Genomic DNA, 17,072 nt, shown 5'->3' with positions numbered 1-17,072 from the left:
TTCAACAACAATGGCCATGCTCAGAAGGAACCAAACATTGATCCCAGCACGAAAACCGCGACGAGCGATATGATCACACCGACAATTACGGTCATGACCATGTCGAAATAGCTCGATGCGTGGGTCTGCTTGCTGATCTGTAGAAGTAGCAGCACCGTTCCATTATGCGGCAGCGCGTCCAGCGTACCGGCGCTGATGACAGTCAAACGGTGCATGAGTTCGGGATTGATCCCGTATTGAATGGCAAGCCGCATATATTCCTCGCCCAGCGCATTGAGCGCGATGGCCATGCCGCCGGATGCCGTTCCGGTAAGGGCTGCGAGCGCGTTCATGGCGACGACCAGCGACACAAGCGGGCCACCCGGTACTTCAAGCACTGCGTCACGAACCACGGCAAAAGCAGGCATCGCCGCCACGACCGCGCCGAAGCCGACGAGGCTTGCTATGGTGAGGATCGGGAGAACTGAGGAATTGGCGCCTGCGTCGAGGCTTTCCCGGATTGCCCGCAGCCTCCCGAAATTGACCGCTATCAGGGTCAGGATAGCCGCTGCCAGTGCGATGAGAACCGCCCATAGGCCAATCGATGAACCGACGTCGATTCCCCATGGCTCCTGTTCCAGAAACGAGAAGTCGATGCGGGGCAGGATGATGAGCGCCATCAGGAAATTGACCACGATGACGACAAGCAGGGGAAGAACCGCAAAGAAAAACGGAGGCTGGTTGTCGGTGCGCGCACCGTGTTCGAATTCAGCCGGGTCGAAGTCACCGGAGAGTGTCGATTGTTCTCTGACTTTTTCCGTAATTTCGAGATCGCCAGTGTCATCGACATAGTTTTCGCCCGCAGTTCGTGCCTTGGCTTCGGCGCGCTGCAGCCACCACATGCCGAAGGCAAGCGTGATGATGGAGGCGATAATCCCAAGCCCCGGTGCCGCGAAAGTCGTGGTTTCGAAATAGGGCATCGGAATGGCGTTGTTTGTCGAGGGTGTGCCCGGCATTGCCGACATGGTGAAGGTGAAAGCGCCAAGCCCTATGGCGGCTGGCATCAGCCGCGCCGGTATGTTGGCAACCTTGAACATCTCACGCGCCATCGGCACCAGAACGAAGAAGGCAACGAAGACGCTCACGCCGCCATAAGTGACGACGGCAGATGCGAGCACGACGGAAAGCATGGTGCGCTTTACGCCCAGTTTCTCCGTCAGATATCGTGCGATGGACGTGATGGAGCCACTATCGTCCATCAGCTTGCCAAAAATACCGCCAAGCAGAAAAAGTGGAAACCATCGGCCTACGAAACTGGCTGTCCCGCCCATGAAGGTCGATGTCCAGTTCGCCAGAAGAGGTTCACCGGAAATAAGCGCGGCGAGCAGTGCTGCGACAGGAGAAAGCAGAAGCACACTCCAGCCGCGATAGGCAAACCACATGAGTAGAGCTAGTCCGAGCAGTATTCCAAGCAAACCCATGCTATCTGACCCCTTAGTCGATGTAGGAAAGAATGCGTACGGAACGTATCGATGAAACTACTTTAGTTGGCATAATTCAAGTACTATAATTAAATATGATGTGGGTGATACAGGAAGACTTCCTAACTCCTTCAAATAATGTCTATAGTGCAATTTGCTCGTTTCAACGGCTTTGGTGGTCGTCATTCAAGTAATTGCTTGCCTAGTGTGGTGGATTTGAAATTCCTGTCATTTGCATGGCATCAACGTTCAGGAACTTCAAATCCGTAAACCACACTAGATTCATTGGGTTCCTGGTGTGGCTTTGAATCCGAAATTCGTTCGCAACCCCGCTCCAGAGTGATACGAATTTCGGATTCGCCACACTAGTTGTCCGAGGCATAAAAGGACCTGCATGCCGGAAGTCGTTGCAATCCCATCCATCATGATCAATCTCGGTCTGGCGCTTTTGCTTGGCTCTGCAATCGGCTTGGAACGTCAGATCAAACAACGTCATTCCGGCCTTGCCACGCATGGTCTCGTGGCGCTTGGCGCGGCAGCCTATGCTTCGCTGCCTTACGCGCTTGGACTTGAAGGCGATCTCAGAATGGGTTCGCAGGTTGTGACTGGGATCGGCTTTCTCGGTGCGGGCCTGATTATCAAGGACGGCGCAAGCATCAAGGGGTTGAGCACGGCTGCTACTGTCTGGAGCACTGGCGCAGTTGGCGTTCTGACAGGCTATGGGCTGTGGCTTCTCGCCGTGGAGACGGCGTTTTTCATCGTTTGCCTCAACGTTTCCCTGCCGAGGATTGCGGTGCTCGTGAACCGCTATTCCTTTGTGGAGCCGGAAATAGAGCAGTTCTACTTGGTCAAGTTCCGATGTCCTGCGGAAAGCGAAATTTCGGTCAGGGCACTGCTGATCCAGACGCTCGATCTGAAGAAATTGCGCTTCCACGCTATACGGAGCCATCACATCGAGGGAAGTAATGAGGTTGAAGTGGAGGCCACGCTGTTTGCCGGCAAGGAAGATGACCGGATGGTCGAGGCGCTGGTAGCACAACTCAGCCTGCGCTCCAGCATCACCTCCACAAGCTGGCTGAAACTGGAAGATGGCGATTGGTCGGCAACCCACTAATTTTACTGTCTTCGGGCTGTACTATTACATCGAAACATGCTCATACTTTCTCATTCGCAGTAACGCAGCCCTTTGAACATAGAGGGGTCCATAATGGACGTTCAGCAACTGCAGCTATTGGAACGTAAGACAGTCGAACAGAGAAAATGGAAAGGTTTTCTCGGTCTCGGCGTTCTTCTGATGGCAGGTGGAATACTCTGCCTGTTCTTGCCCGTATTCTCTGAATTTGCAGCCAGCACGATGTTTGGCCTCGTCCTTGTGGCTATTGGCGTCGTCAAGATAATCCAGTCACTCTGGGTCAAAAGCTGGGCGGGCTTTGTCTGGCAGGAACTGTCCGGAGCTGTGGAGCTCGTTGGCGGGGTCATGATTTATCTGAACCCGCTTAAAGGTGCGCTCGCCATCACGCTGCTGATTGCCATCGTGGTGTTTGTGCATGGTTTCCTTCAACTGGCATTGTCGTGGAAGATCAAACCGGCAAGCGGCTGGTGGTGGTTTACGCTTTCAGGCCTGATCGCCTGGACTGCCAGCGCCATGCTGGTGATGAAATGGCCCTGGACACGTGATTTGCCGTCGGGGTCAATCGCAGGGATTGCACTGCTGATCGCAGGTGTTGCCTATATCGGAATAGCCTTGAGTACCCGAAATGCGTGAGTGATCGGCCGATGTCCGGTCGGAGGGAGGACGCGCAATTGAAGAAGACTCTCGTTCGTCGTTCTGTGAACGCTGCTTTTGTAGCTTTGTTTGCGCCAATGTTTCTGCAGCCAAGTCTGGCTCAACAGGCTCCAACCGGTGCCGCACCTCCTGTAATCGTGCGCAAAGTGGAAATGGCGCTGGCGACCGCACCGCTCCGTTTCAACGGACAGGTCGAGGCGATTGAAGCGGTTGATATTCAGGCACGCATAACCGGCTTCCTGAAGGAAAAGGCCTTTGAGCAGGGAGCAGCGGTCAAGGCTGGCGATCTTCTTTTCGAAATAGAACCGGATCAGATGCAGGCAGCGGTTATGTCTGCGGAGGCACAGGTTGCACGTGCCGAAGCTGCCCAGAATGCCGCCCGGCAATCATTGTCACGCACAAGAACGCTCGCCAACCGTAACACCGCTTCGCAAGCCTCTCTCGATGACGCTCAGGCTGCGTTTGATATTGCTACGGCGGATGTCCGCAATGCGGAAGCCGCGCTGAACAATGCCAGGCTCAATCTCTCCTATACGCAGGTCAGATCACCCATCAACGGGACGATAGGACGCTCGCTCTTTACCGTTGGCAATCTCGTTGGCCCAAGCATGGGACCGCTTGCGCGCATCGTGCAGCTTGATCCTGTGCGTGTTGTGTTTTCGATGACGGACCGCGCTCTGATCGCTATTCGTCAGAAGGAAGCGGAAGGGGGGACGGTCAGTCCCGAAAGCTTCAAGGTGAGCCTGACGCTTGCCAATGGCACGCAATATGGCGAACGCGGGACCATCCAGTTCATTGACAATGAGGTGAGCGCGCAGACCGGCACCGTGGCAGTGCGCGCCGTTTTCGCCAATCCAAGTCATATTCTGGTTCCGGGGCAGGTGGTTGCCGTCAATCTGCTGGATGAGACGGTTGGTGAATTGCCGATAGTTCCCATGTCATCCGTGTTGCAGGATCGTCAGGGGAAATATGTCTACGTTCTCAACGAGGGCAATACGGTTTCCCGGCGTCCGATCACCACAGGCACGCGCATCGACAATGGCTGGTCGGTCACTGATGGCCTCAAGGCTGGTGAAACAATTGTCGTCGAAGGGTTGCAGCGTATTGCCGACGGGCAGGCCGTATCTCCTCGTGACCCGATCCCTGGTACTGCTGGGGTGGGGCAATGATTTCTGAAATCTTCATACGACGAACCCGCCTCGCAATCGTCATCTCGATCATCATTTCCATCGCCGGTGCGATTGCGATCTTTTCATTGCCTATCCAGCAATATCCGCAGATCACGCCTCCGACAGTGAACGTATCGGCTGTTTATCCCGGTGCGAGTGCGGAGGTGATTGCAGATGTTGTCGGCGGTCCGCTGGAAACCGCAATCAACGGCGTCGACGGCATGATGTATATGTCCTCGACCAGTTCCAATGCCGGGCAATATTCGCTGTCGGTAACCTTTGAAGTCGGGACCGATCCCGAACTGGCGCAGATCAATGTTCAAAACCGGGCGCAACTGGCGATCTCGCGTTTGCCCGCCGCTGTAGCGCAGCAAGGTGTGTCTGTCCGCTCGCGTTCCCCCGATTTCGTGTTGGGGATAGCGTTCTATTCGCCGGACGATAGCCTGAACGCGCTTGAGATCACCAATTTCACGACGACTACGATTGTCGATGCGATCTCGCGTGTGCCCGGCGTCGGCGAGGCAAGCGTTGTGGGCGCATCCGAATATTCGATGCGCGTCTGGCTCAACCCGCAAAGAATGGATGCTCTGGGCATAACAGTCGATGAGGTTTCGGCGGCGATCCAGCGTCAGAATATTCAGGCAACGCTCGGTCAGGCAGGCGCGCCACCCATGCGGGTGGGCACCGAGCTTCAATATACGCTGGTCGCGCAGGGGCGCCTTCGCGATACGGATGAATTTGGAGGTATCGTCATCCGCACCGGCGCAGACGGAGCAAAAGTGTTCCTGCGGGATATCGCACGTCTTGAGCTTGGCGCGCGCAATTATGCATCGCGCGCAAGTTTTGCCGGTCATGAATCGGCCATGCTGCAGATCAACCAGTCGCCCGATGCAAATGCGATCCAGACGGCGACTGCCGTGCAGGCGGAGCTTGAGCGTCTGTCGTCCAGATTTCCGCCGGGGCTGCAATATCATGTCGTCTACGATGCGACACGGTTCGTCGAGGCCAGCCTGCAATTGACCGCGCGAACATTGTTCGAAGCCTTCGTGATCGTGCTCGTGGTGACATTCATCTTTCTGCAGGACTGGCGGGCAACGCTTATTTCTGCGCTCGCCATTCCGGCTTCGATGCTGGGTGCGGTCGCAGTGCTGCTGGCCGTCGGTTATTCGCTGAACATGATTTCCCTGCTGGCGCTTGTCCTCGCCATCGGGCTTGTGGTGGACGACGCAATTCTGGTCGTGGAAAACGTCAAGCATGTGCTGGACGATACGCCCGACATCTCGGTCATCGAAGCCACTCGCAAGGCGATGCATCAGATTACCGGGCCGATCATTTCCACAACGCTGGTTCTGCTGGCGGTGGTCACACCCACGGCTTTTCTGGAGGGCATTGGCGGGCAGCTCTACCGGCAATTCGCGGTCACGATCTCGTCGGCGCTGGTCCTTTCGTCATTCGTAGCCCTGACACTTAGTCCGGCGCTTGCAGCACTTCTGCTCAAGCGCGGACAGGGAGGCTACAAGCGGGGTCCTCTGGCGTGGTTTTCAAGCTTCATGGAGAAAACCCGCGAAGGCTACGGCAAGATCGTCGGCTTTATGGTGAAATACTGGATTGTACCGGTTGCGGGCATCATCGCCTGTTTTGCGTTGGCCTATTTCGTCTTCGTCAATCTTCCGGCGACGTTCCTGCCTGATGAGGATCAGGGCGCGCTTTTTGTCGATATACAACTGCCAAGTGCCGCCTCGCTCGACCGCACCAACCTGATTGTCGAGAATGTGCGCAAGGTTCTGAGCGAGACCGAAGGCGTTCAGGATGTCATAACGGTAGCCGGGTTCAGCATCCTGCAATCAACAAGCACACCAAACGGTGCCATGGCGGTCGCTGCTCTTACGCCATGGGAAGACCGCGAGACAGAGGCGCTGCAGCTCAACAATATCATCAACACCCTGCGCGCGCAGTTCTCGCAGGTGCCGGGCGCAAATATCTCGGTATTTGCACCGCCTGCAATTGCGGGCATCGGTGCTGTTGGCGGTCTCGATTTCCGTCTGCAGGCATTGCAGGGCCAGCCCCCGCAGGAAATAGCGCAGGTGACCAGCGCCTTGCTCGGCTACTTCAACCAGCGACCGGAAATCGGCGGTGCGGCAACCACGTTCAACGCGAATGTGCCACAGATCTATGTTGACGTGGATCGCGCTCGCGCGGAAGCCCTCGGCCTTAGTGTGTCGGATATTTATGCCGCTATCGGTGCAAATTTCGGCTCGCGCTACGTCAATGATTTCACGCTGAATGGTCGTGTATTTCAGGTCAATCTTCAGGCCGACGCCGATTTCCGTGCGCATAGCGAGGATATCCTGAAACTCCATGTCAGAAGTCGCAACGGAACCATGGTGCCGTTGCGAAGCGTCGTGTCACTGACCACGGTATTGGCGCCTTTCGTCATCACCCGCTACAACCTCTCGGTCTCGGCGCAGGTGAATGCCGTTCCAGCCCCCGGCTCCAGTAGTGGTCAGGCCATGGCGGCGATGGAGCAGGTTGCTTCGGAAGCCCTCCCGGATGGTTATGGCTATGAGTGGTCGGGCCTGTCTTTCCAGGAAAGCCGAAGCAGCGGTCAGGAGGTAATCGTTTTCGCGCTTGCCTTCCTCTTCGCCTATCTCTTTCTTGTTGCCCAATATGAAAGCTGGGCATTGCCAGCGGTGGTTATCCTGTCGCTCGGTGCTGCTTTGCTGGGGGCCGTTGCCGCTCTCACATTCTTCGGGCTGCAGAACAGTCTCTATGTCCAGATCGCGATGGTATTGCTGATCGGTCTGGCGGCAAAGAATGCAATCCTGATCGTGGAGTTTGCCAAGGAAAAACGCGAGACCGGTCTGACGGCTGCAGAAGCGGCCCGTACCGGAGCCGAACAGCGTTTCCGCGCCGTCATGATGACGGCGGTATCGTTTATCCTCGGTATCCTTCCTCTTATCCTGTCTTCGGGCGCGGGCGCCGGTGCACGCCAGGCCGTCGGCGTGACAATCTTCGGCGGGATGGTTGCTGCAACCACGCTCGGACTGCTTCTCACGCCCGGCCTCTACTTCGTCATCCAGCGTCTGACCGAGCGTTTGGGCAGGCAGGCCGAGGAGAAAAAAGGCACAGCGTCTGAAACTGTGCAGGAGTGAAGGCTGGAGGGCCTTCGATCCATTATTCGATACTGGGGAACCCGATGGTCGAGACAAAATCACAGAGCATAGACCGGCGCGATTTCATGCTCGCATCCATCGCCGCAGCCGGGTCTGTGGCGCTCGCGTCGGGGCAGGCACAGGCACAGACTGGTGATGCAAAGCCGGATACCGGCAGCAACGGGTCGGGGACGGCCTATACTGGCGATGTCATAGACGGCAAGCAGGTAATCTCCTTCCTTGATATTTCCGATCTGGAGGCAGGCAAGCGGCACGATTTCTATTTTCAAGGTGTGCAGATGCCGACGGGCCAGCATTGGCATGTTTCAGTCACCGTGATGAAGGGTAAGTCACCGGGAAAGCGAATTGGATTGATCAGCGGCATCCACGGTGACGAAATGAGCCCCGTGCACACGTTGCATACCATTGTGAACCAGCTCGACCCGCAAAAGATGTCCGGCTCCGTGGTGGCCGTTTTCGACGTGTCTCGCCCGGCGCTTGAAGCGATGGCAAGACGATGGCCGAGTTCGGGGCGCGGGATTGATCTTGTCGATATCAACCGGCTGTTTCCGGGTAACGAGAACGCACCGGAAGCGGCGGCACGTCACGCCTGGCTGGTGTTCAATCGCCTGCTGCAACCCAACCTCGACTACGGAATCGATTTTCATACCGCAGCCACAGGTATGGATATGGCCTCATTTCATCTGGCGCGAATGGACTTGCCGGAAGTTCGGGCGATGGCGGAGCTTTATCCAATAGAGCAGATTTTCGATAATTTCGGCGCCCACGGCCTTCTCGCAAATGCGCTGATCGATGCGGGTATTCCAGCCTTCACGCCGGAAATAGGCCGACCGCGTATCTTTGACCATGCGATGATTGCCCTTTTTGTCGAAGGCACCATGAATGTTCTCAAACACCATAAGGTAATTGAAGGCAATATAGGCAAAACCAGCAAGGATTCCGGTCTCTTCGCTGCGGATGGAATGGCGCCGGTTCTGACGACACATGGCGGGTTTATCGAACATCACGTTGAACTCAATGAACACGTGCAAGCGGGACAAAAAGTGGTTACTCAGAGAAATTCATTCGGGGAAGTCGTCGCTGAATATTCCGCGCCCGTGGCAGGCAAGGTCGGTGCCAGGCGTACCGACGCCTCATGCGAGCCGGGCACGCCGATCGTCTTCCTCTTGTTTGATAGCGCAACCGCCACCGGAACCGGTGGTTTGGCCGAATAGGCGCAATAAACCTGCAACAGATGAGAGCATGAATATGAAAGTCAGACATTTCTTACAGATAGCGCTGGTCGCCGCCAGTTTCGGCGTCCCACACGGCGCGAGCGCTCAGGATAAGACCGAATCTGAAAGGAATCTCGAAGCTTTTCCGGCAGCCCCATCCGGTTCCTACCGTTATGTCATCCATCTTCCCCCGCTTGAGAAGGAACAGGATGCCAAAGTCGAGATTATCGCAGGACGCAACGCAACGGTGGACTGCAATATCAGCTGGTTCGGCGGAAGTTTGACCCCTGGCACCGTCGAGGGGTGGGGATTTGACTATTTCACTTTGACAGCAAGCGATCGCATGTCAGGCACGCTGATGGCTTGTCCGGAGGACAGCAAGCGGACTGATTTCGTTCCGGTTCGCGGCGAAAATTTCATGCTGCGCTACAACAGCCGGCTTCCAATCGTCATCTATGCGAAAGATGGCCTCGAAATCCGCTACAGGATCTGGAAGCCGTCCAACGAAACGCACAACGCGCAACGCGGATAGCCCGCGCCGCAAAGTTACTTTGATTGACGATATAATGCCTGGATGCAGAGAATCCGGGCATTATTTCTATCCAGTTTACTGGCTGAAGTTTCGCCCATCGGCGCGTTTTGCGAAACGCAGAACGGTGAAGCCGGCCAGTCCGGCAATGAGCGAGCCAATCAATATCCCGATCTTCGCTTCGTTCTGCAGCAGCACGTCATCGAAAGCCAGAAGCGAGATGAACAGGCTCATAGTGAAGCCGATGCCGCATAGAAGCGTCGTTCCGAGCATTTGGGGCCAGCTTGCTCCGGCAGGCAGATCAACGATTCCGCTTTTCACCAAAAGCAGCACCGCGCCGAAAATACCGACGAGCTTGCCGATAGCCAGACCGGCAGCTACGCCTAAGGTCACCGGCGCGAAGAGTGCTTCCATGCCAAGGCCGGAAAAGCTGACACCCGCATTGGCGAAGCCGAATATGGGTACGATGATGAACGAAACCGGCTTGATAAGGCTGTGTTCGAGCAGATGCAGCGGGCTTTCGGAGACGGTCGCTTCAGGCTTTGCAGGGGTGCGCTTGATCGGAATGGTCAGCGCAAGCAAAACGCCTGCAATGGTCGCGTGAACGCCGGAGCGATAGGTGAAGAACCACAGTACAAGACCGAGCAGCAGATAAGGCGTCAGGCGCTTCACGCCGCCAAGATTCAAGGCGATCAGGGCAGCGACGACTGCCGCAGCCAACCCCAGATCCATCAGGGAAACACCGGTTGTATAAAACAGGCCGATAACGATCACCGCGCCGAGGTCGTCAATGATGGCAAGGGCAGCGAGAAACACTTTCAGAGAGGTGGGAACTCTTGGCCCCAGCAACGAAATAACGCCAAGCGCAAATGCGATATCGGTTGCAGCCGGGATAGCCCAGCCGTGGGAAGCGCCGCTATTGAGGTTGAAGGAAAGATAGACCAGAGCCGGTACTGCCATACCCGCCGCAGCGGCTACGCCCGGCAGGATGCGGCGGGGCCAGGACGAGAGATGGCCATCAACCATCTCGCGCTTGATCTCCAGTCCGACCATCAGGAAGAATATCGCCATCAGCGCATCATTGACCCAATGCTGGACAGAAAGTGGTCCAAGATAGGCATGAAGAGCGCCGAAATAGGCTTCGGAAAGCTGCGAGTTGGCTACGAGCAATGCTGCTATAGCTGAAGCTATAAGCAGCAAGCCGCCTGAAGACTCGCTATCAAGAAAATTGCGAATAGTATTGTGAATGCGACCAGCCATGGCAGCTCCCTGACAGAAACAGTTAAAAACAGTCTCCGTATTCAGGGTAGTCCCTGGGCGCACGCAGCACACGCCATAAGGCCAAGATAGCGACAAATTCCGCAGTTTCAAGTCGCTTTGTGAAGTTATCATTCGATTGTTGAATAGGATTGCAATTTATTTAATCGTGTCAATTATCATTTCTATTTCGTTGGTTTTAATATGAAATAATTGTCCTGTAACATCTTATCTGAATTAAATATTACAATAGATACTCGGAATTGAGCCTAAAGTAATCTGCATTTTTTATCTACATTATAGATCGTTTCAGAGGGTATACACAGAGTTGGAAGGAATGCTTGACAAGCCGCGCCCGGCTTTCCATGCTCGGCAACACAATTTGAACAAAATCAATCAGGGAACGGAGAGCAGATATGACAATGGGAAAGTTCACCCGGCGTGGTGTGGTTGCTGCATTTGCAGGCATCGTTGCCGTAGGGGCCAGTATTGCCTTTGCGCAGGCTCCGGCCTTCTTTCGCATCGGCACCGGAGGGACAGCGGGCACCTATTACCCGATTGGCGGGTTGATCGCCAACGCGATTTCCGGAGCAGGGGATAAGGGCGTTCCCGGTCTGGTGGCTACGGCGGTTTCGTCGAACGGTTCGGTGGCTAATATCAACGCTATCCAGTCAGGATCGCTCGAATCTGGCTTCACCCAGTCGGACGTGGCTTACTGGGCGCATACCGGCACCGGTCTTTATGACGGCAAGGGCAAGGTCGAGGATCTGCGCCTGATTGCCACCCTTTATCCTGAAACCATTCATCTGGTCGCTCGTAAAGGGGCTGATATCAAATCCGTTGCCGACCTCAAGGGAAAGCGCGTTTCCATCGATGAGCCGGGATCGGGTACGATCGTTGATGCCCGCATCGTGCTGGAAGCATACGGATTGAGCGAAAGTGACATCAAGGCCGAACATCTGAAGCCGGGTCCTGCGGGAGAGCGTCTGAAGGATGGCGCACTCGACGCCTATTTCTTCGTTGGCGGATATCCGACCGGCGCGATCTCGGAGCTGGCCACATCGAACGGCATTTCGCTGGTTCCGATTTCCGGTCCTGAAGCGCAGAAGATTCTCGAAAAATATTCGTTCTTCTCGAAGGATGCCGTGCCAGCCGACACCTATAAGGACGTAGGCGAAACCGAAACGCTGGCGGTTGCAGCACAGTGGGTTACGAACGCCAAGCAGCCGGATGAACTCGTCTACAACATCACCAAGACCCTGTTTAACGAGGACAGCAGAAAGGCACTTGATGCCGGGCACGCAAAAGGCAAGCTCATCAAGCTTGATACGGCGACGACCAGTCTCGGCATTCCGCTGCATCCCGGTGCAGAACGCTTCTACAAGGAAGCTGGCGTTCTGAAATAGGTTGTCCATTCCGGTTCTGATGAAAAATGCACGGGGCTTCAGCAGAACTCCGTGCATTTGCTTCCAGTCCGAATAAAGCATCTTTCAGGTATATAATTTTATTAAAACAAATGGTTAGAGCGATTATTTGATTCAAATGGATCAGCTTGCGCTCTGAGTGGAGAGGGCCCTATGGTGAGCGAGCAAGAGGCGAAAACATCGCCCATGGAACTGGACGAAGCCAAAGCGCGCGAGCTTGAGGAAAAGTTCGACTCCGAGATTCGCTTTCGCCCACTAGGACCGCTCGCGGCACGCATTGTCGGCGCGCTGCTGATCATACTTTCCATCTTCCACTATTACACGGCGGGCTTTGGCCTTCTCTCGGAAATGGTGCATCGCGGCATTCACCTTTCCTTCGTGCTCGGTCTGGTCTTTCTTGTTTTCCCGTTCTCCCGCAAGGGTTACGATCAGCCCACCACATCGTCATGGTTGAGGCCGCTTGGCATTTCCGTCATCGACTGGGCGCTGGCGATCATAGCGGTCGTGTCCGTCGCCCACGTTCCAATGATACCGCTCGATGATCTTGCCTTTCGCGTTGGTAATCCGACGACGACAGATGTTGTCCTCGGCGGTCTTCTCATTCTGGTTCTGCTGGAAGCGACGCGACGGTCGGTCGGCTGGCCACTGCCGATCATATCAATCCTGTTCATGCTCTACGCCATTTTCGGGCAGCATATGCCGGGCATTCTCGTCCATCCCGGCGCGACCGTCAGCCAGCTTGTCGATCATCTTTATCTGACGACACAGGGCATCTACGGTATCGCTCTTGGTGTGGTGGCAACGTATGTTTTCCATTTCGTGCTGTTTGGCGTTTTTGCAACCCGCATCGGTCTCGGTCAGCTATTTCTGGATTGCGCGGCTTGGGTAGCGGGCCGTTTTGCTGGCGGTCCGGCAAAAGTCTCCATTTTCGGCTCCGCATTGTTCGGCATGATTTCAGGCTCGTCGGTCGCCAATACGGTGACCGTCGGTTCGCTGACCATTCCGGCGATGATCCGGCTTGGTTACAAGCGCCACTTTGCCGCCGCCGTGGAGTCAGCATCATCAACAGGCGGGCAGATCACGCCGCCGATCATGGGGGCAGCCGCGTTCCTGATGATCGAATTCCTGAACCTGCCTTACACAACCATTATTCTGGCGGCTATCGTGCCAGCCTTCATGCATTTCTTCGGCGTTCTGATGCAGGTCCATTTCGAAGCCAAGCGCAATGGTTTGCGCGGCATGACGAAGGAAGAGCTGCCTGACCTGAAGGAAGCTTTCAAGCGTGACTGGCCGACTGTCATTCCATTGATTGTGCTGATCGGCGTTCTGCTGTCGGGCTATACGCCTTATCTGGCTGCATTCTGGGGCATTACGCTCTGTATCGCAGTGGGATTGCTCAATCCGCGCAAGCGCATGTCGATAGGCGAGATTTTTGACGGACTGCGCGATGGCGCCAAATATGCGCTCGCCGTGGGCGCTGCTGCGGCGACTGTCGGCATTATCGTCGGCGTGGTGACGCTCACAGGCGTCGGCTTCAAGATTTCCTATATCGTGACCTCGACAGCAGGGCAGCTCGCGACATATTTCGGTACCATTCTGCCCGCTGCATGGTTTGGCCCGCAAACACTGACGCTGCTTTTCACGCTCATAATGACGGGGATAGTCTGTATTCTGATGGGCTGTGGCATTCCAACGACCGCCAACTACATCATCATGGCTACGATTGCCGCGCCCGCGCTGGGGCTGTTGGGGGTTGAGCCGATCGTAGCTCACTTCTTCGTCTTCTATTACGGGGTGCTGGCGGATATCACACCGCCTGTCGCGCTCGCGGCCTATGCGGCGGCGGGTATGGCGGGCGCCGATCCGTTCAAGACCGGCAATACGGCCTTCCGGCTCGGTCTCGGCAAGGTACTTGTGCCATTTGTCTTCGTATTCTCTCCGTCGCTTCTGTTGGTCACATCTGACTTCAATTGGCCGGATTTCTTCGTGGCATTCCTCGGTTGTGCCATCGGCATCACAGCACTGGGTGCTGCACTGTCGGGCTTTTTACTGGTGCGTACGAAAGCCTGGGAAAATATCCTGATGATCGTCGCCGCGGTTTTGCTGGTTGCCCCGGAGATTTATTCGTCGCTTCTGGGACTGGTGTTGCTGGTGCCGGTTGTGGTTCGCCATCTTTCGTCGGTGCGACAACCTCAACCTGCCTGAAGCGCATCCCGAAACGTGTGAAACGGTTTCCGGGATGCGCGAGAAACAATAGCGGCTGCCATGCACTTCGCACTCTTGTCGGACAGGCTTGGTAGCCCGCCCGATTCACCCGGTCATCATTCGATAGATTGCCGGTAGAGCGACGGGCAGTTTCGACAGCTTGGCGACGAGTGCATAGTTTCTCCGGCCGAAAAGTGCTGGAAGATAGGCGCTTGCCTCCCGGTCGACCGTCACGGCAAAGACGTTGACGCCTGTGGCGCGCGCTTCGCTGACTGCCCTGCGGCTGTCCTCAAGCGCGAACCGGCCTTCATAGTGATCGACATCGTTCGGCTTGCCGTCTGTCAGAACCAGCAGAAGCTTCTTTCGGTTCGGCTGTTCGGCAAGCTTTGCCGTTGAGTGGCGAATGGCGGCTCCCATGCGTGTGTAGAAGCCCGGCTTCAGCGCCGCAATCCGGTGTTCTACGGCAGAACCGAAGGTTTCGTCGAAGTCCTTCACGGTTTCAACCCGCACCCATGAGCGGCGGCGTGAGGTGAATGTCTGGATGGAGCAGCGGTCGCCACAGGCGGCGATGCCGTTGGCCAGAACCAGAAGCGCTTCCTTTTCCACATCCAGCACGCGCCGATTGTCGATCCATGCATCGGTGGATAGGGAGACATCGACCAGAATGGTGACCGCAAGGTCGTTTGCCTTGGGCCGGCTCATCAGGTGCACATGGTCGCTGCCCTGTCCTCCGGCGGCAAAGTCGCATCGTGAACGCACCACGGCATCAAGATCGAGATCGTTGCCATCAAGCTGCGCCCGCATCAATTCGCGGCCCGGCCGCAGTATCTCGAACTGGCGGCGCACCCGACGCACAAGGCTTTGCGCTTCGTCATCCAATTCCATAGCTTCTTCACGGCCCTGTGCTGGTCCTGCCAGAACACTGCAATGGTCGGGAAGATAAACACCTTTCCGGTAATCCCATTCCGGATAGGTTAGTTTGGCGGTAAGAGCCGTTCGGTCGACGGCTTCGGGCGGCAGGTCGAGATCGAAACGGAAACGGGCGGCGGGTCTGCCCTTGCGCTCGCCCAATGTCAAATCATCAAGCTCATCGGCGGATTTTGCGTTCTGCTCGTTGCTATCGTCCGTTGGCCTGTCGACGCTCACCATTTCTGCCATGGCAAGGATTTTCTCGAAGCGATTGAGAATGAACGGGCTTCTGTCGGCCAGTTTCGGGTCCTGCTTCTCGCGGTTGGCAATCTGCCGCCCGGTTTCGACACCTTCCGCCTTGCTGTTGAGCACCGGCTGGTCGTCGCTGTCACGTGGTGCAGTTTCCTCGCGCCTTATCAATTCCGGCCAAAGCGGGACGGGCAGGGCGGGCAGATAGCCTGCGGGGGCGCAATGCGGGAAGATTGTAGCGAGACTGTCATCCGGCAGTCCTGCGCCCTGTTTCAGAAGCGCCAGAATGCGCTCTTCCACTTGCTGTTCAAGACCATAGAGCGAGCGTTTGGGACGTACAGCCAGCATCGCTTCGCACAGGCGCGCATAACGTTTCTGAAGGCCGGGAAATACCCGGCAAGTCTTCGCAACCGTATCCGATGCCAGTGCAAGGGCTGCAAGGTTGCGGCGCAAAGGGTCACGGGGAAGCTCATTCACTTCGGTCGGCATGACTGCCATATAACCCGCAAGCCAGACATAGAGATCGTAATTGAGCGTGCGATCGGGGAAAAGCGCGATCTCCGGCGGCAGCATCAATGTCGCTTCATCCCGCAACGGCTGGCTAAGCTTCTCTTCGCCCAAAGCCATGCGCTGCCGCAATCCCAGCCTGTGCCCGGAAGTTCGGGCACGGGCCGGGGCAATCTGTACGGCAACATCGCCACCAAAGCCACGAAAGCAGATGGCGAGTTTCTGGCGAATATCGCCAAGCTGCACGGCGTGCTGGGGATAATGCGGCCACGATCCGGTCTTGCCGATCAGGCGATGCCAGGCCCGGCCAACGGTTTCCTCCAGTTCCAGAAAGTCCAGCATTGTGCGTCCGCCTATTTCAGCATTGCATCGGCAACTTCAATCAAAGCGGCTTTGACATCCGGCTCATCGGTCAGCGGTTCGATCATCGCGGCGCGTGCGGCTTCGCGTTGCGACATGCCTGCGTCGATCAGCGTGGCGCAGTAGACCAGCAGACGGGTTGAAACGCCTTCCTCCAGATCGTGGCCTTTCAGCCCGCGCAGCCGGTGAGCCAGCGCCACCAGTGGCGCAACCTTTGGAGCCGCAAGGCCGCTTTCATCGCTGACCACCGCGATTTCCTGTTCCTTGGGCAGAAAGTCGAACTCGATAGCGACGAAGCGCTGGCGCGTGCTTGGCTTCAGGGATTTCAACAGGTTCTGGTAACCCGGATTATAAGATACGACGAGCATGAAGCCGTCAGGCGCTTCGAGCAGTTCGCCGGTGCGTTCCAATGGCAGAAGGCGGCGGTCGTCGGTCAGCGGATGCAGAACTACGGCCACGTCCTTGCGCGCCTCGACGATCTCGTCGAGATAGCAAATGCCGCCTTCGCGTACGGCGCGGGTCAGGGGGCCATCGACCCATATGGTATCACCGCCTTTCAGCAGGTAGCGCCCGGTCAGATCAGCAGCCGCCAGATCGTCATGGCAGGAAACTGTCGAGAGCGGCAGGCCGAGTTTTGCGGCCATATGGCTTACAAACCGCGTCTTGCCGCAACCGGTCGGTCCTTTGAGAAGCAATGGCAGCTTACGCGTCCAGGCCATTTCGAAGAGCGCGCATTCATTGCCGGACGGGCTGTATGGTGGGATCGAGACATCGGCATTTTCTACATTTCTGAGAATGGGGTTCATGGCCGTTTTCCTTTGTATCGGGCA

At 56.3% G+C, this 17,072-nt stretch carries 12 protein-coding genes; 8 read left to right on the top strand and 4 right to left on the bottom strand.

What is annotated here, in order from left to right:
• Positions 1–20: 20 nt before the first annotated feature.
• On the bottom strand, positions 21–1,460 hold the full coding sequence (locus F9K91_RS11085) for a GntP family permease (protein WP_151677800.1): 1,440 nt from the start codon (positions 1,458–1,460) through the stop codon (positions 21–23).
• Positions 1,461–1,854: 394 nt separating this feature from the next.
• Here F9K91_RS11085 and F9K91_RS11080 point away from each other — a divergent pair, with 394 nt between their 5' ends.
• The 6 genes from F9K91_RS11080 to eco all read left to right on the top strand — a co-directional run bounded on the left by F9K91_RS11080 (position 1,855) and on the right by eco (position 9,334).
• The gene (locus F9K91_RS11080) at positions 1,855–2,574 is read left to right on the top strand and encodes an MgtC/SapB family protein (protein ID WP_151554699.1); all 720 of its coding nucleotides are present in this window, start codon (positions 1,855–1,857) and stop codon (positions 2,572–2,574) included.
• Positions 2,575–2,667: 93 nt separating this feature from the next.
• A complete protein-coding gene (locus tag F9K91_RS11075; RefSeq protein ID WP_061345476.1) occupies positions 2,668–3,225 on the top strand; it encodes an HdeD family acid-resistance protein in 558 nt (185 codons plus the stop codon).
• A gap of 38 nt (positions 3,226–3,263) precedes the next feature.
• Positions 3,264–4,415 (top strand): efflux RND transporter periplasmic adaptor subunit, encoded by a 1,152-nt coding sequence (locus F9K91_RS11070; RefSeq protein ID WP_151677799.1) that lies wholly within the window; start codon positions 3,264–3,266, stop codon positions 4,413–4,415.
• Positions 4,412–7,567 (top strand): efflux RND transporter permease subunit, encoded by a 3,156-nt coding sequence (locus tag F9K91_RS11065; RefSeq protein WP_151677798.1) that lies wholly within the window; start codon positions 4,412–4,414, stop codon positions 7,565–7,567. Before F9K91_RS11070 ends, F9K91_RS11065 begins: the two co-directional genes overlap by 4 nt.
• Positions 7,568–7,611: 44 nt before the next feature.
• On the top strand, positions 7,612–8,802 hold the full coding sequence (locus F9K91_RS11060; protein WP_151677797.1) for a succinylglutamate desuccinylase/aspartoacylase family protein: 1,191 nt from the start codon (positions 7,612–7,614) through the stop codon (positions 8,800–8,802).
• Positions 8,803–8,836: 34 nt separating this feature from the next.
• Entirely contained in the window at positions 8,837–9,334 is a 498-nt protein-coding gene (eco, locus tag F9K91_RS11055; RefSeq protein ID WP_235912877.1) for a serine protease inhibitor ecotin, read from the top strand.
• 75 nt (positions 9,335–9,409) lie between these two features.
• Here the strand turns inward: eco and nhaA are convergent, their stop codons facing one another.
• Complete coding sequence (gene nhaA, locus F9K91_RS11050; protein ID WP_151554694.1) at positions 9,410–10,591, bottom strand: Na+/H+ antiporter NhaA; 1,182 nt, start codon at positions 10,589–10,591, stop codon at positions 9,410–9,412.
• A gap of 413 nt (positions 10,592–11,004) precedes the next feature.
• Here nhaA and F9K91_RS11045 point away from each other — a divergent pair, with 413 nt between their 5' ends.
• On the top strand, positions 11,005–11,994 hold the full coding sequence (locus F9K91_RS11045) for a TAXI family TRAP transporter solute-binding subunit (RefSeq protein ID WP_061345471.1): 990 nt from the start codon (positions 11,005–11,007) through the stop codon (positions 11,992–11,994).
• A 171-nt stretch (positions 11,995–12,165) separates the two neighbouring features.
• On the top strand, positions 12,166–14,217 hold the full coding sequence (locus F9K91_RS11040; RefSeq protein ID WP_151677796.1) for a TRAP transporter permease: 2,052 nt from the start codon (positions 12,166–12,168) through the stop codon (positions 14,215–14,217).
• A gap of 105 nt (positions 14,218–14,322) precedes the next feature.
• On the opposite strand, the gene F9K91_RS11035 is transcribed toward F9K91_RS11040, so the two are convergent.
• Positions 14,323–16,224 carry a nitric oxide reductase activation protein NorD gene (locus tag F9K91_RS11035; protein WP_151554692.1) on the bottom strand — a complete coding sequence of 634 codons (1,902 nt, stop codon included), beginning with the start codon at positions 16,222–16,224 and terminating at the stop codon, positions 14,323–14,325.
• An 11-nt stretch (positions 16,225–16,235) separates the two neighbouring features.
• Positions 16,236–17,048 carry a CbbQ/NirQ/NorQ/GpvN family protein gene (locus F9K91_RS11030; protein ID WP_151554691.1) on the bottom strand — a complete coding sequence of 271 codons (813 nt, stop codon included), beginning with the start codon at positions 17,046–17,048 and terminating at the stop codon, positions 16,236–16,238.
• Positions 17,049–17,072: the final 24 nt, after the last annotated feature.

Origin of the sequence: Brucella tritici (genome assembly GCF_008932295.1) — a bacterium.
Lineage (GTDB): Bacteria > Pseudomonadota > Alphaproteobacteria > Rhizobiales > Rhizobiaceae > Brucella > Brucella tritici.
Note: the sequence above shows the minus strand (reverse complement) of the source record. Positions and strands in the feature narration are given on the sequence as shown.

Excerpts from the sequence above, each read along its gene's own strand:
- F9K91_RS11085 (WP_151677800.1), bottom strand. The coding sequence starts at position 1,460 with ATGGGTTTGCTTGGAATACTGCTCGGACTAGCTCTACTCATGTGGTTT.
- F9K91_RS11080 (WP_151554699.1), top strand. The coding sequence starts at position 1,855 with ATGCCGGAAGTCGTTGCAATCCCATCCATCATGATCAATCTCGGTCTG.
- F9K91_RS11075 (WP_061345476.1), top strand. The coding sequence starts at position 2,668 with ATGGACGTTCAGCAACTGCAGCTATTGGAACGTAAGACAGTCGAACAG.
- F9K91_RS11065 (WP_151677798.1), top strand. The coding sequence starts at position 4,412 with ATGATTTCTGAAATCTTCATACGACGAACCCGCCTCGCAATCGTCATC.
- F9K91_RS11060 (WP_151677797.1), top strand. The coding sequence starts at position 7,612 with ATGGTCGAGACAAAATCACAGAGCATAGACCGGCGCGATTTCATGCTC.
- eco (WP_235912877.1), top strand. The coding sequence starts at position 8,837 with ATGAAAGTCAGACATTTCTTACAGATAGCGCTGGTCGCCGCCAGTTTC.
- nhaA (WP_151554694.1), bottom strand. The coding sequence starts at position 10,591 with ATGGCTGGTCGCATTCACAATACTATTCGCAATTTTCTTGATAGCGAG.
- F9K91_RS11045 (WP_061345471.1), top strand. The coding sequence starts at position 11,005 with ATGACAATGGGAAAGTTCACCCGGCGTGGTGTGGTTGCTGCATTTGCA.
- F9K91_RS11040 (WP_151677796.1), top strand. The coding sequence starts at position 12,166 with ATGGTGAGCGAGCAAGAGGCGAAAACATCGCCCATGGAACTGGACGAA.
- F9K91_RS11035 (WP_151554692.1), bottom strand. The coding sequence starts at position 16,224 with ATGCTGGACTTTCTGGAACTGGAGGAAACCGTTGGCCGGGCCTGGCAT.
- F9K91_RS11030 (WP_151554691.1), bottom strand. The coding sequence starts at position 17,048 with ATGAACCCCATTCTCAGAAATGTAGAAAATGCCGATGTCTCGATCCCA.